The organism is Ruminococcus sp. AF31-8BH (assembly GCF_003460605.1).
GTDB classification, from domain to species: Bacteria; Bacillota; Clostridia; order Lachnospirales; family Lachnospiraceae; genus Blautia_A; species Blautia_A acetigignens.
Map to the genome: position 1 here is coordinate 82,020 of NZ_QTVN01000012.1, position 21,468 is coordinate 103,487.

Sequence of the window (21,468 nt, forward strand, 5' to 3'; positions counted from 1 at the left end):
TTACTAATTCAGCCCGATATTGTCAAATAAAACCGGGAAAAAGAGTTCCCGGTTTTATTGACAATATGTTATGGCTGTTTTCCGTATGGTGTTTTTGGTTCTGCTGCCATCGACAGCGTTTCCTGACCGCTCAAGTTATATGTCACCGGCTTATGCTCTGGCTCAGTAAAGTTAGATGAACCACCGATACCGAAATACTTTTCAAAGAAATTTTTCAGCTTGTCAATGACGCCTTGTTTCTTCTTGGCTCTTCCGCCACCGCCAAAACGGGAAAGCGGCGGCATGAGTTTATCGATATCTGTTCCAGCTGTTTTGATTTCTCCGTCACGGAACGCATTCTCCATAAACTTCCGTGTGTCTTCCGGCTTCAGCCTTTCTTCTGTAATGATTGCATTAAGGTCCTGATCACGCTGTTCTACTACAAACTCGTGCCACTCATTCAGAACATCATCTACGTCATTAATTCCTGCAATAAAATTTTCAATGAGCTTTTTCTTGCTGCGCAGTTCCGGGCTGGCCTCAATTGCCTTATTGATGTTTATCAGCACTTCCTTATCTTCACAATGGGTATCATGGTACTTTTTTACAAGCATGAGAATATAATCGATGTTAATTTCTATCTGACGAATCAGTTCAATCTCAAATACCACATCATCTGTAATATCTGTACTTTTCTGACGCTTACGCTTCCACTCATCACGTAAATCCTGATAACGTCCAAGGTAATCCTGTAGATCACGCTCGGAAATCTGCTCATTTCCCTTGAACTCATCAAAGGAAAGCAGAAGGTTCCTCATACGAAGAATCGCACCGAACAAAGCAATAAAGTCTTTCTGATTCTGTTCTCCGATAATTTGTGATTCTGACAATGGAAACTTATTTTTTAAGTCTCTCATCATATCCACATATCCTGGCATTGGTTTCCCGTCTACAGATTCGTAACCGTAATAATAATCCTTAAAACTCTGCAGCAGAACAATACCTCCGGCATTCTTGTCTCCAAACAGAGAAATGGCACTATCTACACGCTTTTGCAAACTTCGGAAACACACAATATTTCCAAAGGTCTTGATAGAATTCAAAATACGGTTAGTACGGGAAAACGCCTGTATCAGTCCATGCATTTTCAAGTTCTTATCCACCCACAGCGTATTCATAGTTGTGGCATCGAAACCTGTGAGAAACATATTTACTACAATCAGAATATCCAATTCTTTATTCTTCATGCGAAGTGACACATCTTTATAATAATTCTGAAATTTATCACTCGATGTATCATAAATGTTCATAGGCCACATAGGCATTCTTTACTTCCTGAATTTCTTTTTGTGCGCCTAACACAGCCTTACCATTAATAACATCTCGAACCTGTCCCAAAGTTAGTGAGTTCGCTTCAATTTTCAGCGAGGAATGAATGGATCTGATTTTATTGTTTCTTCTCAAATGCGGTTTTGCTTCCAGATTTCCGGTTGCAGTTATCCGCCCTATTTTTTCTGAAATCGACGATACATACGATAATATTTTATTCGTTATAGTAAAAGGCGGTTTGTATTCTCCCATGTAAACACCTCCATCATCTTGAGTATTATCTTACGTATTATCTTCCTCTATTATACGGATTTTATAAAAAAATTCAATCTGCTTAACAAATGAAATTCATAATTTTTCAAATTTAATACACCAGTTTACAACTTTATAAGTGATAGACTTGCTGACTAATCAACTGTTTTAAAGCCTTTGCCATAGCATTTGATTTTTTACGCACATCTAATTAGATTTCGTGTGTAAAATTATTGTGTTTAAACCTATATACTAAAAATATTCTCGATGTATATAACCATATTATCCACTGATATAAGTTACAGAATATCCTCAACGTCACAGGTTCTATCCGAATACTCTTTTTAACAATTCCACAACATCCTCATTTTTCAGCATATATCTTTTCAAAGAATTCTGATCAAATGGTTCTTGCTCCAATAAGTTAATCAAACTATGTATATCAGTATTTACCGCTATTGGCAACTCTTCCACTTTTTCAAGCATAAGTTCTGAAGCAATGCGCAAAACATCTTTTTTATGCTTCTTAATATCACTGGAATCAACTTTTTCACCTAAATCTTTTCGCATTTTCAAATCAAGATACGCTTTTGCTTTAAAAAGAATTATATATTCTGTTCTTAGGACAGAAAGTCCATTAGAATATCGCAGGCAGCGCCGCCTATTAAAACATACTGTTCTTCATAATCTGCAAAGTACTTCCGAAATGTGTCTAATCCTTTGACCATACATATTCCTCCAACATCTTATTAATAGAAAGATCAACCCGTTCCTCTTCTTGTTCCTCTCCCGTCTGTGACAATGCTACACTCAAAGGATCCTGCAATCCTTTTCCCCAAAAATCAATAAAATATCCCAATTCCAAAACGACACAGCCAATTTCTTCCAGTTTACCTGCTTGTCTTTCCATTTTCACTCCACTGGCTTTCAGTTCTTTCTTCGTTACTGCATAGGTAGGATAAACATTATCGGACAAAAGAGAATACTCACACAAAGCAGAAATACCTGCTTTCTTTTCAAGTTTCATATCTTCTCTCAGAATAAATCTTCGAATGACTGGATCTCTTAATATATGTTCAATCTGCAGCCATAATTCTTTTCGGTCATCTGGAATCTCGATGACTCTTGATTTACTTTTCATACCTAACACGCCAACATTTAAATATTCCAACTCATCAAAACATCGGCTTGCAGATTTTGTTGACACTCCCAATCTTTTCGCTGCATCAGATACTTTCACTCCATTCCAGCGTTCATAAATAGCTGTCAGAAGCATTTTTTGCGTCAGAAATGATATCAAATGAACTGGTGCCAGCTCTCTTTCATTTGCCTTACTCAACAAATATCCAATAAACGGGAGAAATACCTGCTTCCCATCTATTACAAACGGAATTCCTTCTTCCATCAGCTTTTCTTTTATATAGAATGTCGTTCGGTCAAGAAATATTGCACAGTTTAACCCTGTGATTTTTTCTACACTAGCTCTGTCTCTTCGCAGCAGGACAAGTCCAACGTCATCTTTTGGATGAAGAGCCATCCACAATACACCATTCGTCTCTACTTTAAAAATATCATATCTTCCACGATATACTAATGGGAGCTTTTTATATAACTCTTTATTCTCCATCATTATTACATTTTGCCGTAATGATTCTTCCAGAAATTTTTTCATATCAATCACCTTTTTATAAATGTGACTATTTTTACGTCACATTTATAATTTATCATATATTGTTCTATTTTTCAAGAAACAAACGGTCTCGTTAAAGGTAATTTCTTCAGAATCCTTCTTTCGCTTTTACTCCCAACCGTTCCATCATCTTGCGTATTATCTTACGTATTATCTTCCTCTACTATACCGCTTTTATTTCAATTCAATTTTGATGTAATTTGTGCAACAACCTACTGCGCAAATTCTTGATTCGAATTATCGGCAATAAATATACATATTTCAATTATTTTATTTTTGCCGATACGATTAACTTCTGCCAAAAAGACTGGATACCGCATCTTATGGAGCAGCATCCAGTCTCATTTATTTTCTTCTTATTGCAGAAAATAGCATAGCCCGCACTACACTATCTTCTGCGTCTGCTTATCCCTGAAGGATTTTAGAATTATTTCGCAGCCTTTGCGTGCTCCACGAAAATATGGCGGATGCTTTCGTATTCGCCCAGGCCTTTGAGGACGGTTTGTACTTCATAACCTTTCTGGCTGATGATGGTTTTCCAGGAATCTGGCTCGTCGCCGGCCATGTCGTTCTTGGCGTGGTCTCCTGCCACGATCATAAGAGGGGCAATTACCACTTTTTTGGGTCCGCATTTTTCTAACTGCTTTAATACCTGGGAAATTTCCGGGTAGCCTTCTACAGTTCCCACAATCACATTTTCATGTCCCATGTCCTTAAATCTGTAGTCAAGGGCTGCATAAACTGCGTTGGCGTAGTGCTCGGTTCCATGACCCATAAGCACCAGTGCAGTTTCTTTATCCTCAATTACCGGGAATGCCTCTGCAATTGCTTTCACTACAAGTTCATTGTCCTCTTCAGTAGTCAGAAGCGGTGTGCCAAAGGTCACGGACTGGAACTGACCTGCATATGTAAGGACGTCCTCTTTCATAAGGTCATTTTCCACGCCGTTCATTACGTGGGTTGGCTGAACGATCACATCTGTGATGCCGTCCTTTAACATATGTTCCATGGCTTCTTTTACATTGTCATAATGAATGCCGTCTCTTTTTTCCAGTCTGGCAAGAATCATTTTGCTGGTCCATGCCCGGTAAAGACTGCAATCCTCAAATGCTGCTTTTAAGTCTTCCTCAATGGCATCGATTGTTACTTTTCGGGTGTCGCTGTGGCTGGTTCCGAAGCTCACTGCGAGAATTGCTTTTTTGGCTGTTTCGCCCATTTTGATTTCCTCCATAATTCCTATCATTTTCATACATGATCCTGCCGCTTACAGGCACCATGCCCATTTCGTAACGATTAAATGCCTCCGCGTATTCCTGAAATTTGATATTTTCAGACAAATTTTATTATAACTTACCCTGTATGCTGAGTAAAGAAAATTTTTTATAAGCCCTGGTTGCCCGCCGGGGACATTTATGGTAAATTCTATCTGGAGGTGTACAGACTTATGACAGAAAATCAGAACAAAGTAATAGAACTTGTTAAGCAGACCAAGCCCCTGATTTTTCAGGAAATGACCCATGAGAAAGTGACGGAAAAAGGGGCTGCGGATTATGTGACAAATGTGGATGTGGCAGTGCAGAATTTCCTGAAGGACGCCCTTGCCAAAGAGTTTCCGGATATTGCATTAATTGCGGAGGAAAAAGAAAATCTTGGGCTGGATCCGGCGAAATCCTACTGGATTCTGGATCCCATTGACGGAACTACCAACCTGATACGGGACTATCATCTCAGCGCAGTGTCCCTGGGACTTTATGAAAATGGTGAGATTACCTTCGGAGTTGTTTACAATCCGTTTACAGAAGAACTTTTCTGCGGGGCAAAGGGAGAAGGGGCATTTTTAAATGGAGTGCCGATCCACGTTTCGGACCAGCCGGAATTTAAAGATGCGGTGGTTTCCTTTGGATCTTCCCCTTATGAGAAAAACCGGGCGAAGGATCTGTTCCCGGTATTTTATAACGTATTTATGAACTGCGCAGATTTCAGAAGAACCGGATCTGCCGCCCTTGACCTTTGCTATGTGGCATGCGGCAGACAGCATGCATTTCTGGAGCAGAACCTGAAGCCATGGGATTACAGCGGCGCTACAATCATTCTAAAAGAAGCAGGCGGCACCATCTCTGACTGGAAAAATGAGAAGCTGCCTTATCTTGCCAATGCGGATATTCTGGCCTGCGTACCCCAATTCCGGGAAATACTGCTTCAGTTAATTGAGCAGAAATGTTAATCTGCAAGTTTTTTCCAAAAGCATATTAAAAAAAACATTTGGCAAAATGTGTGTTGCAATTTGCGAAAAATTTTGCCCAAATGAAGCTCCGAATTCAGACGAGATATACTGTAAAGTGGACATGCAGATTAGGAAAATGGTCTCTCAAAGATAAACGTAACTTTAACAATATTTATCCATACAACCAACTCTCCGTCATTGTAAAAAGACGGAGAATTGGTCAGAAAAACATCCTACGATATTCTGGCAGAAATTATTCCGCCGTGTACTCTCTTACCCGCAGCGGGATTCCCAGCTTTTCTGCCACTTTGCGGCTTTTCTCGATGTTCTCTTCGCCAATGCAGTCTACTACTGTAAATTTCACATTTTCCGTATACTTCTTGCAGTCTGCAGCAAATTTCAGCATTGCGTCAAAGGCTTTCTCCCCGTATGCCGGGCGGACTACTTCATTGTAGGATTTGGCATCGGGCATGTTCAGGCTGATGGAAACTACATCTACTGCGGAACAGACTTCTTTTGCAATGGAGCGCTTATTGATCAAGTCACCAAGGCCGTTTGTATTCAGGCGAAGCTTGATTCCTGCACAGGGATTCCCGTCCCGGTCAAGATGTGCCGGATATTTTCTTCGCATGTACTCGCTGACTGCAATCAGCTTGTCCAGTGCCATGGTTGGTTCTCCGTAGCCGCAGAAGACAGCTTCTTTATATCCTGAGAAATCAAATGCATCGATTGCCTTGTAAATTTCCTCCATAGTTGGCTCTTTGTCAAACCATAACGTCTTTGCCTCTCCCACAGAATCCCCGTTATTTCGGATACAGAAAGTACAGTTGCAGGGACATTTATTCGTCAGATTAAAATACACCTCATCATTATAACAATATACAATATCAGCCATGATATACACACCTTTCTATTTCTTTTTACACAATTCCCCAAGATATTTCTCAAAGCAAACCCCATCGTTCCGGTCGGTTCCCTCTTTTACGGTTTCTGAAATTGCTTTGGAGAGAAAATCCACTGCCAGTTTCACGCAGTCCATCATGGACATTCCCCGCACCAGGCCTGCACTTAAAATGGAAGCGAACAAATCTCCGGTTCCGGAATAGCTGCTGCCCTCTTTCCTGGCAAAATACCAGGAGAGCACACCATTTTCCACTACCAGATTTCCCATCTGGGTTTGCACTTCCTCTGTACCTGCCTTCACTGCCTGGGTTTCTTTTTCATATTCAATCCCGGTAATTACTGCTGCCTGCAGATGAAAGCGCTCTGCCAGCTCTTCCCCGATTTTCCCAATCTGTTCCAGGCGTTTCTCCCCTGCCAGGGTCATCAGGGAGACGTATCTTTCTTCCATTTCTGCCTTCCCGTACAGCAAAAGCAGCGCTTCCGTAAGGTTCGGCGTGATCACCTGGGCACAGCTTACCAGCTGAAGCATTTTTACCCGAAGGTTTTCTGTGTAAATCCCATAAGCTCTGCCGCTGTCTCCCATTACCGGGTCCACTAGCACCATGGTCTCTGGGCTTCGAAATCTTCTGAAAAAGTCCAGGATCTTGTCTGCCTGTTTCTCATCTGCCAGAAATCCGGTATAAATTCCGTCTGGGGCAAACCCAAGCTTCTCCCATTCATCCATGACTTTTTCCATATGATCGGTATAGTCACAGGCATAGTAGGACGGGTAGCCAGTCTGGTTGCTGAGAACTGCCGTGGGAAGGGGGACTGCCTGCACGCCCATTACCGAGATTACGGGAATGGCGGCTGTCAGAGAACATTTCCCAAGCCCGGACAAATCCTGAATCACTGCTATTTTCTTCAAATCTATCACTCCTGCAAAGATGTTAGCTGCTATCCCCTTGATCATGAGCAGCAGATTCTAACATCTTGTAAATTTTATGTTTATATTGTAGAATAACACTTAAGTGTATGTACAGAAATATCCAAATTAAACTTTTTTCGAGGGGACAGTTTTATGTTAGACATTGCAAAAGACCAGAATCGCACCACACATCTTTACATGGAGGTTTATGAATATTACAAAAAGCTGATTCTGGATAGGAAAATGGCTCCGGGCAGCAAAATGCCTTCTCTTCGCAAATGCTCCCAGGAGCTGAAGCTTTCCCGCACCACCATTGAGACCGCCTATCTGCAGCTTGCCGCAGACGGCTATATTATGGCAAAGGCCCAGAGCGGCTACTACGTAACGGAGATCGCATCTCACCACCATATGAGCAGTCAGCCGGACAGACGGGATGAAATCCACTACCGCTATGACCTTGCCTCCTCCGGCGTTGACCGGGAAAGCTTCCGCTTCGATCTGTGGAGCCGTTATATGAAAAGCGCCCTTCGCCAGGATGAGCGCATGCTCACTTACGGAGAGCCCCAGGGGGAGACGGATTTCCGGGAAGCGCTGGCTGCTTATATCCGGGAGCGCCGGAACATTCTGTGTTCCCCGGATGACATTGTGGTAGGTGCCAGCTTCCAGAGTCTTCTGCAGATTCTGTGCCCGCTGATCCGGGAAGTATATCCGAATTTCGAACAGGTATCCTTTCCCACACCTTCTTTTGTCCATGGAAGTACTGTTTTTGCGGATTACGGCTATGAAATCCACTATCGGAATAAAGACTGCGATGTGGTTTATGTTTCCCCGGCGCATATGACCAAGTGGGGCGAGATCATGCCGGTAAAACGCCGTCTGGAGCTTTTGAAATATGCAGATGAGCGGCATCATCTTGTAATTGAGGATGATTTTGAAAATGAGTTCGTGTATTTTCAGAAGCCTACTCCTTCCCTGTTCGGACTTTCCGGAGGGCAAGGCGTGGTTTATATTGGCTCTTTTTCCAGGCTTCTGCTGCCCTCCATCCGAATCAGCTTTATGATTTTGCCGCCAGAGCTTCTTGCCGCCTACCGAAAAAAAGCCTCCTTTTATAATCAGACCGCTTCCAAGGCAGAGCAGATCGCTTTGTGCCAGTTTATCCGGGACGGCCATCTTGCAGCCCAGACCAGAAGGCTGAAACGGCTTTACGCTTCCAAATTAAAGCAGCTTCGAAGCGCGATCCGGCAGGTGTTCGGCTCAGTCTGTCAGATCCAGGTGGGCTCTGCCGGAACCAGTCTTGCTCTTACCCTGCCCTGCGAAAAAAACGGGGAAGAATTAAAAAAGCAGGCCCGTTTGAAAGGCCTGCGTCTGCAGATTCTAAAAGAAACCGAATCAGAGGTAACGGTTCTGATGTCCTGCTCTTCTATGGCAGTACAGGATTTCGTTCCCGCATGTGAATTACTGAAATCGATTGTCACTGCCTGAAATTCACTTTATATAAACAGCGTATGATCTGACAGGCTGTCCTTAACAAATCATACGCTCTAAGCCAATTACCCCCGATTATTATCGATCATATACAGCAACGCATTACAAATACATGCCGCAATGTTGGATCCACCCTTGCGTCCTCTTGCTACAATATAAGGCACATCCGTATGCATGATCAGCTCCTTGGACTGTACTACATTCACAAAGCCTACCGGCACGCCAATGATCAGCTCCGGATTCAGCTTTCCGTCCTCAATCAGCTCATAAAGCCGAACCAGTGCAGTAGGCGCATTTCCGATGGCAAAGATCAGTTTCTTATCCAACCCTGCTGCCTTATCCATGCTGGCTGTGGCACGGGTGGAACCATTTTCCTTTGCGATTTTTGCCACATCTTCATCGGACATAAAGCAGTACACCTCGCCGCCGTATCTTGCAAGAGCACGCTTATTGATTCCCGCTTTTGCCATCTGGGTATCCGTTACAATGCAGGCGCCGTCCTTGATTGCCTGGATTGCTTTCTCCACTGCATTTTCAGAAAAGCAGAGGTTCTTCGCATAATCAAAATCCGCGCTTGTGTGGATACAGCGCTTTACCACCAGCTCCGTTCCCGGAATCAGAGGGGTATCTCCAAGCTCCTCTGTGATAATCTCAAAGCTTCTTTTCTCTATGTCCATTGGCTTTACATTTTCAAGTTCTACCTTCATTTTTATACCCCCTCTTCCAAAATCTGATAAATTTTCTTCATATCCAAATGCTTCCGAAGCTCTGCCGCCAGAATATCATACTGGGTTTCCTTAAACGCCTGGAAATCCATTCCGGTCATTCCGGATACATCCAGTCCTTTCTTTTCCCCAATGATGTGAACGATTGCCTCTGCCACAGCTTCCTTGTCAAAAACACCGTGGACGTAGGTTCCGCACGCATTGTCAAGATGGGCTCCGTCGGCTTTTTGCTCCCCTGTCACGCTGTCACAGATGGCAGTGGATGGCTTCGCCGCTCCTTTCAGAACGGTCTCACCCATGTGGATCTCATAGCCCTCCAGCGCAGTGCCGCTAAGCTTTGCAAAAGCTCCATCCAATTCTCCGAAGGTACCCTCCACCCGGGTCCTTGTTTTCTTTTCAGCAAAAACAGTGTCCATTGGAAGAAGTCCCATTCCTTTTATGGTACCGCCGGCTTCCACCCCATGAGGATCGCTTAAGCTCTCTCCCATCATCTGATAGCCGCCGCAGATTCCGAAAATCAGCTTGCCTCTTGCGGCTTCTTTCAGGATCAGCGCTTCCAGCCCGTTTTCCCGCATCCACAGAAGGTCTTCCATAGTGTTTTTGGTTCCGGGCAAAATGATCATGTCCGGATTGCCAAGCTCAGAAGGATTTTTCACATAGCGAAGGGAAACGCCCGGAATGCTCTCCAGAGGATTGAAATCCGTGAAGTTGGAAATTCTTGGCACACGGATTACCGCAATGTCAATCAGATCCACAGAGCGTTTGGTCTCAAAACGCTCTGTCAGGCTGTCCTCATCCTCCACCTGAATGTTCAGATAAGGTGCCACCCCAACCACCGGAATGCCGCTTCTTTCCTCCAGCATATCCACGCCGGGATCCAGAATGGTTTTGTCTCCGCGGAATTTGTTGATGATCAGGCCTTTTACCATCTTTTTCTCATCTTCTTCCAGCAGCATAACTGTTCCGATCAGCTGGGCAAAAACACCGCCTCTGTCAATGTCGCCTACCAGCAGCACTGGAGCCTTGGCCATTTTCGCCATTCCCATGTTTACGATATCATCACTTTTCAGGTTGATTTCCGCAGGGCTTCCTGCTCCTTCTATAACAATAATATCATTTTCTGTTGCAAGGGCATTGTACGCCTTCATAATGTCTGGCACCAGTTTCTTTTTGTATTTGAAATAGTCTCTGGCGCTCATGTTTCCCAGGACCTCGCCGTTTACGATCACCTGGGAACCCACATCGTTGGTGGGCTTCAAAAGAATGGGATTCATCAGAACGGATGGGGCAATTCCTGCGGCTTCCGCCTGCATCACCTGGGCCCGTCCCATTTCCAGCCCTTCTTTTGTGATAAAGGAATTCAGTGCCATGTTCTGGGATTTAAAGGGTGCCACCCGATATCCATCCTGCTTGAAAATTCTGCAAAGCCCTGCTGCCAGAAGGCTTTTTCCTGCATTGGACATGGTACCCTGCACCATAATTGCTTTTGCCAAAATGTGTTCCTCCCCCTGAGTATGTAAGTTATACTTCATCTAAATCATGTAAAAAAATCATTTCTGTAATTCTCTCAACGCCCGGATCAGCTGCTGGTTGTCCTGGTGATTCTTCACTGCCACCCGGTAATACCCTTTGGAAAGTCCGGTGTAGTTGCTGCAGTCCCGAATGAGGATCTTCTTCTGTTCCAGCTGGTCATAGAGATTTTCCGGGCCTTCAAAGAAAACGTAGTTCGCCTGTGATGGATAAACCGGATAGCCAAGCTCCGTCAGCTCCTTTTTCAGGTAGGCAAGCTCCTCAAAGATGATCCGTCTTCCTTCTTCCACATATTCTTTTTCCTTCAAAGCTGCCAGGCCGGCTGCCTGTGCTATAGAAGAGACATTCCATGGCTGGCTCATGCTTTCCATTTTTTCCAGAAGGGCACGGTTCCCGCAAAGCCCGTAGCCAAGTCTTACTCCCGCCATGGCGTAGCGCTTGGTAAAAGCCTTGAAAAGGAACAGGTTCTGATGGCTTTCCAGATGTTCCTTCAGAGTATATGCCTCCGGTGCTTCCACAAAATCCAGGAAGCACTCATCCACTGCCATAAAAATTCCAAGCTGCTGGCAGCGGTCCAGGATTTTTTCCAGAAGAGGCTTTTCTACCAGAAGGCCTGTGGGATTGTTGGGATTGCACAGGAAAATAATGTCCACATCCGGGGTCAGCGCCTGGAGAAAGCTTTCATCCAGGGCAAACTGTTTTGCCTTTTCCAGAGGAAAATATTCCACCTCACAGTCCACGCTGTACAGCGCCTGCTGATACTCTGCAAAGGTGGGAGCCGGCACCAGGGCTTTCTTTGGATTTACCGCCCGGCAAAGGGAAAAGATCACCTCTGCTGCGCCGTTTCCGCAGATTACCTGCTCCGGTTTGGTGTGTTCGTATTCTGCAATGGCTTCTTTGAGGGGAGCGCAGCCAACCTGGGGATAGTCACCGATGTGATCCAGGCTTTCTATAATGGCTTTTTTGATTCCCTCCGGGGTGCCAAGGGGATTGCAGTTTGCTGAGAAGTCGATGCACCCCTGGTGATGGTAGACATCACCGCCATGTATGTGTTTTTCCATTTTTGTTTCTCCGTTAGACAGCAGACTTGTTGCTTGTCTGCATATTTATATATTGATATCCTTGCTTTATATTCCAGCATACAGCCATACCAGCATGCGCACGCCCCAGAACAGGATTGCGCCTGCAATACAGGTTGCGTAAAGCAGTCGGTTCGAGCGGGAAATATCCTCGATTTCCACTGGACGGATAGGGTCTCCTATGGTTGGTTTTTCATATAATTTGCCGAAATAATAGGCGTTTCCCGCAAGCTGCACATCCAGGGCCCCTGCCATAGCAGCCTCTGTCTGGGCAGAGTTGGGGCTGGCGTGATTCCGGCGATCCCTTCTATAGATTTTCACTGCATTTTTGGTGTCCATTCCCACAAAAACAGTGGACAGGGCCATAAGCCAGCCGGAAGTCCTGGCCGGAATATAGTTGGCCACATCGTCCAGCTTTGCGGCGCATCTTCCAAAATACAGGTATTTGTCGTTTTTGTAACCCAGCATGGAATCCATAGTGTTGATTCCCTTGTAAAGAAACATAAGAGGGATTCCACCGATCGCCATATAAAGCATGGGGGCAATGATTCCATCGGAAGAGTTTTCCGCAACTGTCTCCACTGCGGCTTTTGTCACGCCTTCTTCGGTAAGCGACTGGGTGTCACGGCCTACGATCATGGAAACTGCGTATCGCGCTTCCTCGATGGTTCCGTTTTTCAGCCGGTCGTACACTTTCATGCTCTCATCCTTTAAGGATTTGGTTGCCAGAAGCTGTCCGCACCAGAAGGTTTCCAGCACAAAGCCGACCCAGAAGTTCCATTTATAAAGCAGATGGATGATGCCAAAAGGAACCAGAAATGTGATCAGGCACACAAGGATGACTTCCAGGACACCGCCTGCCAGCTCTCCTTTTTCTGATTTTGGAAAAACCTTCCGGATTCCTTTTTCCAGTACGCTGATCAGTTTTCCGATGAGGCATACCGGGTGGTACAGCCATCTTGGATCGCCCATAAGCAGATCCAGAAGAAACCCTGCCGGGAGGGTGAATAATCGTATCATGTTTGTTGCTCCTTCATTCCACCTGTGTTCCAGGCGATATTTTCTGCAAAGTAAGTCCTGCAATTGTTCAAACATTTATGCACGAACTTTCCCTGTTTTCATCTGCTGCATTCTTCAATCATTGGATCTGCCAGACAAACGATACTCTAAGCATTTCTTTAGGAATGCCTGTGGGATTTTTGGGTTTGCGTAGTAATAAAGATGAGGAAAGCCTGCCAGCAGGCGGTCTGAGCCGTGTATGCAGTCCCAGCCTCTTTTGCTCTGGGGCTTTGAGGCATGAAAAGCGGTGCCGCAGTTTTCCGAATCAAAATAGTGGAATTCGTGCGCCGGGCTGCTTCCAAAGTCTGTCTCCCCCAGAACAAGCGGTTCATTTTGAGTTAAAGTAATATAGCCAAATCTTGTAAGCTTTGGCGTGCGCCAGACTTTGCCGGGAATCACACCTGTCATCTGGTAAAATTTTCCGTCCATGCCTTCCATCTGGTCGTGAAGATACATAAATCCGCCGCACTCTGCAAGACAAGGCATTCCGCCTTTTATGGCTTCAGCGATTTCCTCACGCATAAACTTATTTTCTTCTAACGCCTGTGTATTCAGCTCCGGATAGCCGCCATAGAGAAGCAGTCCGTCCAGATTTTCCGGCAGATGAGCATCATGTATCGGGGAAAACGGCACCAACTCTGCCCCCATCGCACGAAGCAAATCTAAGTTGTCCTCATAGAAAAAACAGAATGCTTCGTCTTTAGCAAGACCAATTCGAAGCTTTTTCGAACTTTTCCATTTTAATACCTCTTTTACAGAAGAGAGGGACGACTGCTTCGTGTTCTCCGGTGCCGATAGAGCAACAGAATTCTGTGTACATTTTTCTGGCTCTGATGCCATAATCGATGCCCTTGTCTTCTCTTCCTCTAACGGCTCATAAGAAAGCTCCGGTGCCTCTTTGGCCAGCTGTATAATCGCCTCTATATCCAGACTTCCCTCCAGTACGTCTGCCAGCTTCAGAAGACGCTGCTTCAACTCTGGAATTTCCTCCGGCAGCACCAGGCCAAGATGGCGGCTTTCGATCACACAATCCTCTACTTTTGGCACATAGCCAAGAGCTTTGATTCCCAGTTCCTCTTCCACCAGCTTTTTCATTCTGGGGTAAAGCATAGGGGACATCTGATTGAAGATCACACCCTTTATGCGGCTGTCTTTTTTGTATTCCATAAAACCCTTTATGTAGGCAGCGAGGGAAACACTCATTCCCTTGCTGTTTACGATCAGAATTACCGGAGTATCCGTAACCCGCGCCAGATCATAGGCGCTTGCCTGTGTGGTGGTTCCGGCAACTCCATCGTAAAATCCCATGACCCCTTCCATCACCGCCATTTCACAGTCTGCACTGTTTTTGGCAAGAAGAGATCTGGTGATCTCTTCCCCTGTGAAAAAGGTATCCAGATTCCGGGATTTGGTTCCAATGACCTGGGTGTGGAACATAGGGTCAATATAATCCGGTCCGCATTTAAAAGAGACTGTTTTGATTCTCCGGTTTACAAGCACCTGCAGAAGTCCGCAGGTCAGAAGGGTTTTCCCGCTCCCGCTGGCTCCTGCCGCAAGCATAATCCTTGGTATTGTTTTTAGCACGTCATTGCCCTCCTGCTTACTTCTCATATAAAAAATTACTTTCGCATTTTCGGATTCTGACAGGTAATAATATAAATCGGGTTCTCTCCCATCATCAGATGGTAGCGGCTGATTTCTTTGGATCTGGAAGCGGCAAGCTGCACTACCTCGCGCTGCTGGAAATCGTACTCTTTCAGCACATCCAAAGCTTCGCTGATAGTTTCCAGGGTAATACAGTTGATTACAATCCGCACCTGTGGATTTTTTCCAAGAAGCAGTGCTACGATCTCCTTCAGATTACCGGAAGAGCCTCCGATAAATGCATGGGTAGGCGCAGGCAGATTCTCAAGTGCCTGAGGTGCCTCTCCCTTTATAATTTCCAGATTGTCCACTGCAAATTTCTGTTTGTTCTCTTCCAGAAGAGCGGCTGCCTCCTCTTTTTTCTCGATGGCAAACACCTGTCCCTGGTCTGCCCGAAGAGCCATTTCCACAGACACAGAACCAGTTCCCGCGCCAACATCGTAGCAGATGGAATCCTCTGTAAGGCGAAGCTTGGAAAGAGAAACGCTTCGCACTTCTTCCTTTGTCATAGGGGCTTTTCCGCGGATAAATTCCTCGTCAGGGATTCCATGAGTAGAAAGGGCCGGCTCCGGGTTTTCATGAAAAGCACAGACAACGCTAAGAGGCTGTCCCTCATAGTTTGTCAGCTCTTCTGCTTTTTTTACAAAAATCTTCTCATCGGGATAGGAAAGATTCTCGCCTACATAGAGAAGAACCTCGCCCATATGATACTTCACAAGCTTCCCTGCCAGCTCTGCCACTGCAGTGCCGATTCCAAGAATGGAAAATACCTTCTGGTTATGGCGGATCATGGAAATCAGATTGCAATGTTTACCGTGGGCGCTGGTGATCTTCGCGTCATCCCAGGAAAGCCCGATCTCGGACATGAAGTATACTACAGAAGAAATTCCGCAAATTACCTCCACGTTAGATTCCCTACCGCCAAGTGCCGTCAGCAGCTTCCTGGCTCCGCTGTAAAATCCCACATCACCGGAAAGAGCGATCACAACCTTCTCATATTCCGGATGATTCCGTATATAATCCGCGATCACATCGCTGCGGTATTCATATACCACTGCCTGTCCCGGCTCCCGAACGGCATCTGCCATCCGCTTTGCGCCAATAATCAGATCCGCGCTTTTCGCCGCTTTTTTTCCCTGAACAGTAAGAGTTTCCTGGCTTCCCATGCCGATTCCAAGCAAAGTAATATGAGGCTTCACGGTAAATCCGAAATACTCTGCCAGCATATGCCTGCACTCTGCCACAGAAAGTCCCTTTTCCTTCAGAGGACGTCCAATAATTACCGGAACAGTTCCGCAGGAAAGGGCCGCATCAATTTTCTCCTGAAAGCCTCCTGCTTTTCCGGTATCCTTTGTAACCAGATATTTGCAGTCAAACTGGCGCAGCATGGCAGCATTTAATTCCATGGAAAAAGGACCCTGCATGCCGATGAGATGCTTTCCCTCAAAGCCGTAGCCTTTGCAGGTTTCCATCACAGAGGGCAGGGAAAGGACACGGGCATAAATGCGCTCTCCAGCATCAGAAAGTGCGGTGTATTTTCCCAGCTCCTTGCTTCCGGTTGTAAGAAGGATATTGCCCTCTGTCCCCTCCAAAAATTCAATGGCAGCCTGGGTATCCGGCACATAAACGGCCTGGTCCTGATAGGCTCCAGCCTCCCGCAGCACACGCCTGTACTCCAAACCTGTGTTCTGGCAGGCTGTGCGGATATTTTCCGTAACCTCTGCAGCGTAAGGATGGGTTGCGTCCAGAACCATTTCCGGCTTTTTCTCATTTAGAAGTGCTTCCATTTCCGGCTCTGTCAGGCGACCGGCGTGGATTTTCAGATATTCGTTCTCTTTTAATGATTTGCTGCCGTAGTCGGTAGCCACGCATGCAAGCACATGGATCTGATGTTCTGCCAGAAAATTACTGATATCACATCCCTCTGTTGTGCCTGCAAATACAATGATTTCAGACATCCCTGTATCCTCTTGGAGTAACCATTTTGCCTTTGATGTTGCGAGTCTGGGAATTGCCGATGAATACGGTAGTGAACATGTCTACCTGAGTATCCTTCAGTTCGTCCAGGGTCATGATCTGGGAAGATTCCCCTTCTCTTCCAATATTTTTCACAATGCCGCATACAGTATCCAGGGACTTGTGCTGCAGCATCAGCTCGCATGCTTTTTTCAGATAGTCGTGTCTCTTATGGCTGGACGGGTTGTAAAGGCAGATCACAAAATCCGCCTCCGATGCCAGAAGAAGGCGTTTTTCAATTTTTTCCCATGGGGTAAGAAGGTCGCTTAAGCTTATCAGGCAGAAATCGTGGATCAAAGGTGCGCCAAGGACTGCTGCGCCGCCTGTAGCTGCAGTAACGCCTGCTACTACCTCGATATCAACATCCGGATAATTGGCTCCTACCTCGTACATCAGGCCAGCCATTCCGTATACGCCTGCATCTCCGCTGCAGATCATGGAAACGGTCTGTCCATTCATTGCCTCGTCAAAGGCCATGACACAGCGGTCTACCTCTTTTCTCATAGGAGTGGTAAGGAAGGATTTGCCCGCAAAATGATCCTTTACCAGATCAATATATACGGTGTAGCCCACGATCACATCACTTTTTTCAAGGGCTGCCACTGCTGCTCCTGTCATTCCCTCATAGGAGCCGGGGCCAATGCCCACTACGTAAATTTTCTTCTCTTTATTCAAAATGTATCCTCCAATCTGCAAGGACAAGGGCGGCTGTCACGCCGTCTGCTGCCTGTTTTCTCTGGATCAGGCGGCAATGTTCCCCACCTCGCCTGGTACCTGGTTTTGTCTGGTTTCGTTCTGGAATCCTACCGGTATTCAAACAGATTCTATCCTGCGCCGCCTTTAATGCGCTTCTCTCGCACACGTTGTCAACGCCTACCGTCCTGCTCACAAAGGAAGAGGCTGTAAATTCCCCCTTCACAGCAAGAAGCTCTTCACTGGAAAAAGTCTCAAATGGGATTCCCATTTTTTCTGCCAGGGCCAGAAGTCCTGGTTCTTCTTTTTTGATATCAATACTGGCAAGACAGGCCACGGCCTGGGGATAAATCTGATTTTCCTCAAGGCAGGTAAACGCGGCCTTTTCCACTGCCTGCGCTTCTTTATTTTTGCGGCAGCCCATTCCCAGAGCCACGGCCTGGGGTACTACATGAGTAGTGGAAAGAAATGGGGTACAGTTTTTATGTATGGTGACGGCAATTCCTACCTTAGGAAACAGATCAGATGCCGATTCTAGCTTTGCTTCCATCGCTGCCAAATCTGTTTCAGAACTAATTTCATTCCTTGTCTCTGGTTCCTGTTTTCCCGATTTTATCTGGTTATCATTCTGGACATTGGTTCCGGGTTCATTTTCTGAAATCCAGTTTTCATCCCTAAGTCCGCAGCAATTCACCAGCCCATCCGGCAATTCGCCTTCCCATGGAAATTCACTGTAAAATCCTACTTTCTCCCCTGCAAGCAAAGTTGCTGACACTTCTTTGGCTTCTTTCATACGGAAAATATGGCAGTTGTTTTTCTTTGCAAAAACATCTACGGCAAATTTCCCTTCCAGATCCGTGGCAGTGGTCACAATAGGAACTGCATGCAAAGCCTCTGCCGCCTGCAATGCCAGCTCATTAGCACCTCCAAGATGTCCGGATAACAGGGAAATCACAAATTTCCCGCATTCGTCTGTCACCAGGACCGCCGGGTCCGTTTTTTTGCTGGCTACATAGGGGGCAATACTGCGCACTGCAATTCCTGTGGCTCCAATGAAAATAATTCCATCCGCACTCTCAAACTGCTTTCCTGCCCATTCCTTTGTACTCTCTTTTATGGACTCCGGAATGTACTTGCTCTTCGTATACAGGGAAACTGCATGCTCCTGTTCTTCCAGTGCTTTTTTCAGTTTTTCTCCGGTCTGCTGCCCGGTCAGGGTGAAACATATTATGGAAATCTTCATCTTATTTCAATTACTTTGTTGCTTCACGGAACTCTGTTGTAAATCCCGGGTCATAGAGCTTAGAACGGTCATAGTGTGCTGCATTTACGCAGTCACCGATGATCATAAGGGCTGTCTTTGTAATGTTGTTTTCTTTGGCAGTCTGAGCCAGAGTGCCTACTGTGCACACAAATTTTTTCTCATCCTCCCAGGTTGCCTTGTAAACAATGGCTGCCGGAGTGTCTGCTGTGTAGCCGCCCTCGATCAGTCTTCTGCTCAGTTCCTCCAGCATTCCTGTGCTGAGAAAAACAACCATAGTTGCCTGATGAGCGGCAAAGGACTGGATACTCTCCTTGGGCGGAACCGGAGTTCTGCCTTCCATACGGGTGATGATTACGCTCTGGGAAATGTCCGGCAAAGTATATTCCAGATTCAGTGCGCTTGCTGCGCCGCAGAATGCACTGACGCCAGGACAGTAATCATAAGCGATTCCCTTTTCATCCAGAACATCCATCTGTTCCCGGATAGCACCGTAAATACAAGGATCTCCTGTGTGAAGTCTTACTGTTGTCTTGCCTGCAGCCTCTGCTTTTTCCATTACGGAAAGTACTTCTTCCAGGGTCATTTTGGCACTGTTGTAAATAGTGCAGATGTCCTTGGTGCACTCAAGAAGCTTGGGATTTACCAGGGATCCGGCATAGATTACCACATCTGCTTCCTCTAAGTATTTTTTTCCTCTTACTGTGATCAGGTCCGGGGCACCGGAACCTGCTCCTACGAAATGAATCATGGCTTTTTCTCCTCTTTTACAATAATTAATGAATAGTATCCTGCATCCTCTGGGATTTCATCTACTGTTCTGTATATTTGCTCATCCGGCATACCGCAGTTCTGGATCATCATGGCTTCGCTGCCGGATGCTTTGATCTGCTCTTTCACTGTTTTCATCTGTTTTCCGGTTTTCATCAGCACCTTGGTGCCGGGAAGCTTCAGTGCCTCTTCAATCTGATAAGAAGCCGGGATCACGTGAAGCTGCTGGGCTTTTTCTACCAGGCCCTGGTTAAATCTGGCACTTACCGCGCAAAATGAAGTGATGCCGCTTACGATTTCTGTGTCGTATCCCATCTGTGCCACACGTTTGTGCACATAAAGGTAGGTGGAATAGACGGTGGGATCTCCAAGGGTCAAAAATACCACATTTTTGCCCTGATCCAGCTGGTCTGCGATGATTCTGGTGCCTTCGTCATGAACCTGCTTCAACTGTTCTTTGTCCTTGGTCATGGGCATGGGAAGGGATATCATCTGCTTGGTATCGATTTCCGGGTATGCGCCCTTCATGATCTTGTAGGCTACGGATTCCCTGGGATTTTCCCCTGGGAACGCCAGTATGTCTGCTTCTTTTGTAAGTCGTAAGGCTTTGAGTGTAACAAGTTCCGGATCTCCCGGACCTACACCTACGCCGTATAATTTTCCTGTCATTTACTTCTCTTTCCCGTAACTGCAAAATTCCTGATTGCCAGTTACGTTTCTTTTATTTTCTGCTTCCTGCATTATTTTTTCTGCAGCTCTATGTCCTGTTTCTTGATTTCTTCGATCAACTCTTTTGCATCTTTCGTCTGGCCAAGATAGCCGTATACATTGTTAAATACCACTGCCCCAAGCTTGATCTGTTCATAGGAACGGTGGTCCAGATAAAACTGGATTTTTTTCATGATTTCTTCCATTGTGGGCTGCAAAAGCTGCTTCTCATGAAGAACGTCCAGGGCTTCATCTGTTGTATTGCAGTTTAAAACCGCTCTTGCGGTGTCGCCGTCAGCTCCTGCACGAAGGGCATTGGAAGCCAGTACTTCCATACGGGCATCTGCACTATGGGAATGGGTGTTCATGATCCCGGCTGCCACTTTTACAAATTTGCCGATATGAGCCACAAAAAGGATGCCTTTTACCCCCATGTCTACTGCCATATCAATGGTCTCGCCTACGTAGTTGCTGCACTTGATATTCCGCTCAAAGGGCAATGTCATATGCTCTCTTAAATAGTCTGCGCCATAGTTGCCCGGAGTGGCAAGAATGTACTGCTCGCCCTGGACGAAATGCTGCTTCATTTCTACGTGGATGCTCTCCACCAGCGCTTTTTCACTCATGGGCTCCACAATTCCGGAGGTTCCCAAAATGGAAATTCCGCCTGTAATTCCAAGCCTCGGATTAAAAGTTTTCTTGCCGATTTCCACGCCCTCGGGCACAGAGATCACCACCTTCAGCCCGCCCTCATAGTCGTAAGACACAGCAGCTTCCTCTGCTTCACGAAGAATCATGGCCCGGGGAACTGGGTTGATTGCCGCCTCTCCTACCTGCTGGGAAAGTCCCGGTCTTGTCACGCGGCCAACACCGATTCCGCCGTCTATCTGGATTCCTGGTTCTTTTGTCTTTGATACGGTGGCGTATACCAGGATCCCATTGGTGGTGTCCGGGTCATCCCCTGCGTCTTTTTTGACAGCGCAGGTGACCTGGTTTTCTTCGATCTGAATGTGGTGGAGTTCCAGATCCAGGAGAATTCCTTTGGGCGTCATAAGAGGAACGCTGTCCAGCTTCTTTTTCCCAAGGAGCATCAGCGCTGCGCCTTTGCAGGCAGCTGCCGCGCAGGAGCCTGTGGTGTAGCCGAAGCGCATTTTCTTCTGTCCGCGGATCACGTAGTACTCTTCCAGACCGGTTTTGTGTGCCATATCCTTTG

Annotated in this window: 19 protein-coding genes and 1 pseudogene; 2 read left to right on the plus strand and 18 right to left on the minus strand. The window is 46.0% G+C overall.

Annotation, left to right across the window (positions count from 1 at the left end):
* Positions 1–68: 68 nt before the first annotated feature.
* The 5 genes and pseudogenes from DWZ38_RS15175 to DWZ38_RS15195 form a co-directional block, all read right to left on the minus strand.
* A pseudogene (locus DWZ38_RS15175) lies at positions 69–1,280 on the minus strand (type I restriction endonuclease subunit R); the annotation flags it as partial.
* Complete coding sequence (locus tag DWZ38_RS15180; protein WP_021926034.1) at positions 1,276–1,560, minus strand: hypothetical protein; 285 nt, start codon at positions 1,558–1,560, stop codon at positions 1,276–1,278. The gene DWZ38_RS15180 and the pseudogene DWZ38_RS15175, both read right to left, overlap by 5 nt.
* A gap of 327 nt (positions 1,561–1,887) precedes the next feature.
* Complete coding sequence (locus DWZ38_RS22885) at positions 1,888–2,130, minus strand: hypothetical protein (RefSeq protein WP_021926033.1); 243 nt, start codon at positions 2,128–2,130, stop codon at positions 1,888–1,890.
* Positions 2,131–2,272: 142 nt separating this feature from the next.
* The gene (locus DWZ38_RS15190) at positions 2,273–3,232 is read right to left on the minus strand and encodes a hypothetical protein (RefSeq protein WP_021926031.1); all 960 of its coding nucleotides are present in this window, start codon (positions 3,230–3,232) and stop codon (positions 2,273–2,275) included.
* 445 nt (positions 3,233–3,677) lie between these two features.
* Positions 3,678–4,499, minus strand: coding sequence for a sirohydrochlorin cobaltochelatase (locus DWZ38_RS15195; RefSeq protein WP_021926030.1), 822 nt, complete (start codon positions 4,497–4,499; stop codon positions 3,678–3,680).
* Between the two features lie 183 nt (positions 4,500–4,682).
* Here DWZ38_RS15195 and DWZ38_RS15200 point away from each other — a divergent pair, with 183 nt between their 5' ends.
* Positions 4,683–5,474 carry an inositol monophosphatase family protein gene (locus DWZ38_RS15200; protein WP_278309171.1) on the plus strand — a complete coding sequence of 264 codons (792 nt, stop codon included), beginning with the start codon at positions 4,683–4,685 and terminating at the stop codon, positions 5,472–5,474.
* Between the two features lie 253 nt (positions 5,475–5,727).
* Here DWZ38_RS15200 and DWZ38_RS15205 read toward each other — a convergent pair whose 3' ends face one another.
* Both DWZ38_RS15205 and DWZ38_RS15210 read right to left on the minus strand, forming a co-directional pair.
* Positions 5,728–6,369, minus strand: a complete 642-nt coding sequence (locus DWZ38_RS15205) for a TIGR04100 family radical SAM protein (protein ID WP_021926028.1) — start codon at positions 6,367–6,369, stop codon at positions 5,728–5,730.
* 15 nt (positions 6,370–6,384) lie between these two features.
* Positions 6,385–7,284, minus strand: coding sequence for a pyridoxamine kinase (locus DWZ38_RS15210; protein WP_117853926.1), 900 nt, complete (start codon positions 7,282–7,284; stop codon positions 6,385–6,387).
* 153 nt (positions 7,285–7,437) lie between these two features.
* Between DWZ38_RS15210 and DWZ38_RS15215 the strand changes: the two genes are divergently transcribed.
* The gene (locus DWZ38_RS15215) at positions 7,438–8,766 is read left to right on the plus strand and encodes a PLP-dependent aminotransferase family protein (RefSeq protein ID WP_021926026.1); all 1,329 of its coding nucleotides are present in this window, start codon (positions 7,438–7,440) and stop codon (positions 8,764–8,766) included.
* A gap of 68 nt (positions 8,767–8,834) precedes the next feature.
* On the opposite strand, the gene DWZ38_RS15220 is transcribed toward DWZ38_RS15215, so the two are convergent.
* The 11 genes from DWZ38_RS15220 to cbiD form a co-directional block, all read right to left on the minus strand.
* A complete protein-coding gene (locus tag DWZ38_RS15220) occupies positions 8,835–9,476 on the minus strand; it encodes a precorrin-8X methylmutase (RefSeq protein ID WP_021926025.1) in 642 nt (213 codons plus the stop codon).
* 2 nt (positions 9,477–9,478) lie between these two features.
* Positions 9,479–10,987 carry a cobyric acid synthase gene (locus tag DWZ38_RS15225; RefSeq protein WP_021926024.1) on the minus strand — a complete coding sequence of 503 codons (1,509 nt, stop codon included), beginning with the start codon at positions 10,985–10,987 and terminating at the stop codon, positions 9,479–9,481.
* A 57-nt stretch (positions 10,988–11,044) separates the two neighbouring features.
* The gene (locus DWZ38_RS15230) at positions 11,045–12,085 is read right to left on the minus strand and encodes a threonine-phosphate decarboxylase (RefSeq protein ID WP_021926023.1); all 1,041 of its coding nucleotides are present in this window, start codon (positions 12,083–12,085) and stop codon (positions 11,045–11,047) included.
* 66 nt (positions 12,086–12,151) lie between these two features.
* Entirely contained in the window at positions 12,152–13,123 is a 972-nt protein-coding gene (gene cbiB, locus DWZ38_RS15235; RefSeq protein ID WP_021926022.1) for an adenosylcobinamide-phosphate synthase CbiB, read from the minus strand.
* 114 nt (positions 13,124–13,237) lie between these two features.
* A complete protein-coding gene (locus tag DWZ38_RS15240; RefSeq protein ID WP_243000291.1) occupies positions 13,238–14,773 on the minus strand; it encodes a cobyrinate a,c-diamide synthase in 1,536 nt (511 codons plus the stop codon).
* Positions 14,774–14,781: 8 nt separating this feature from the next.
* Positions 14,782–16,764, minus strand: a complete 1,983-nt coding sequence (cobK, locus tag DWZ38_RS15245; protein WP_117853930.1) for a precorrin-6A reductase — start codon at positions 16,762–16,764, stop codon at positions 14,782–14,784.
* A complete protein-coding gene (gene cobJ, locus DWZ38_RS15250) occupies positions 16,757–17,497 on the minus strand; it encodes a precorrin-3B C(17)-methyltransferase (RefSeq protein WP_117853932.1) in 741 nt (246 codons plus the stop codon). Before cobJ ends, cobK begins: the two co-directional genes overlap by 8 nt.
* Complete coding sequence (locus DWZ38_RS15255) at positions 17,490–18,758, minus strand: cobalt-precorrin 5A hydrolase (protein ID WP_117853934.1); 1,269 nt, start codon at positions 18,756–18,758, stop codon at positions 17,490–17,492. The genes cobJ and DWZ38_RS15255 overlap by 8 nt, the downstream gene beginning before the upstream one ends.
* 10 nt (positions 18,759–18,768) lie before the next feature.
* The gene (gene cobM, locus DWZ38_RS15260) at positions 18,769–19,527 is read right to left on the minus strand and encodes a precorrin-4 C(11)-methyltransferase (protein ID WP_021926017.1); all 759 of its coding nucleotides are present in this window, start codon (positions 19,525–19,527) and stop codon (positions 18,769–18,771) included.
* A complete protein-coding gene (gene cobI, locus DWZ38_RS15265; RefSeq protein ID WP_021926016.1) occupies positions 19,524–20,216 on the minus strand; it encodes a precorrin-2 C(20)-methyltransferase in 693 nt (230 codons plus the stop codon). Before cobI ends, cobM begins: the two co-directional genes overlap by 4 nt.
* A gap of 71 nt (positions 20,217–20,287) precedes the next feature.
* Complete coding sequence (cbiD, locus tag DWZ38_RS15270; RefSeq protein ID WP_117853936.1) at positions 20,288–21,460, minus strand: cobalt-precorrin-5B (C(1))-methyltransferase CbiD; 1,173 nt, start codon at positions 21,458–21,460, stop codon at positions 20,288–20,290.
* Positions 21,461–21,468 lie beyond the last annotated feature (8 nt).

Bases quoted from the DNA above. Each gene is read 5' to 3' on its own strand.
- DWZ38_RS22885 (WP_021926033.1), bottom strand. From the start codon at position 2,130: ATGCGAAAAGATTTAGGTGAAAAAGTTGATTCCAGTGATATTAAGAAG.
- cobK (WP_117853930.1), bottom strand. From the start codon at position 16,764: ATGTCTGAAATCATTGTATTTGCAGGCACAACAGAGGGATGTGATATC.
- DWZ38_RS15205 (WP_021926028.1), bottom strand. From the start codon at position 6,369: ATGGCTGATATTGTATATTGTTATAATGATGAGGTGTATTTTAATCTG.
- cbiB (WP_021926022.1), bottom strand. From the start codon at position 13,123: ATGATACGATTATTCACCCTCCCGGCAGGGTTTCTTCTGGATCTGCTT.
- DWZ38_RS15195 (WP_021926030.1), bottom strand. From the start codon at position 4,499: ATGAAAATGATAGGAATTATGGAGGAAATCAAAATGGGCGAAACAGCC.
- DWZ38_RS15215 (WP_021926026.1), top strand. From the start codon at position 7,438: ATGTTAGACATTGCAAAAGACCAGAATCGCACCACACATCTTTACATG.
- DWZ38_RS15190 (WP_021926031.1), bottom strand. From the start codon at position 3,232: ATGAAAAAATTTCTGGAAGAATCATTACGGCAAAATGTAATAATGATG.
- DWZ38_RS15230 (WP_021926023.1), bottom strand. From the start codon at position 12,085: ATGGAAAAACACATACATGGCGGTGATGTCTACCATCACCAGGGGTGC.
- cobM (WP_021926017.1), bottom strand. From the start codon at position 19,527: ATGATTCATTTCGTAGGAGCAGGTTCCGGTGCCCCGGACCTGATCACA.
- cbiD (WP_117853936.1), bottom strand. From the start codon at position 21,460: ATGGCACACAAAACCGGTCTGGAAGAGTACTACGTGATCCGCGGACAG.
- DWZ38_RS15255 (WP_117853934.1), bottom strand. From the start codon at position 18,758: ATGAAGATTTCCATAATATGTTTCACCCTGACCGGGCAGCAGACCGGA.
- DWZ38_RS15220 (WP_021926025.1), bottom strand. From the start codon at position 9,476: ATGAAGGTAGAACTTGAAAATGTAAAGCCAATGGACATAGAGAAAAGA.
- DWZ38_RS15180 (WP_021926034.1), bottom strand. From the start codon at position 1,560: ATGGGAGAATACAAACCGCCTTTTACTATAACGAATAAAATATTATCG.
- cobI (WP_021926016.1), bottom strand. From the start codon at position 20,216: ATGACAGGAAAATTATACGGCGTAGGTGTAGGTCCGGGAGATCCGGAA.
- DWZ38_RS15240 (WP_243000291.1), bottom strand. From the start codon at position 14,773: ATGAGAAGTAAGCAGGAGGGCAATGACGTGCTAAAAACAATACCAAGG.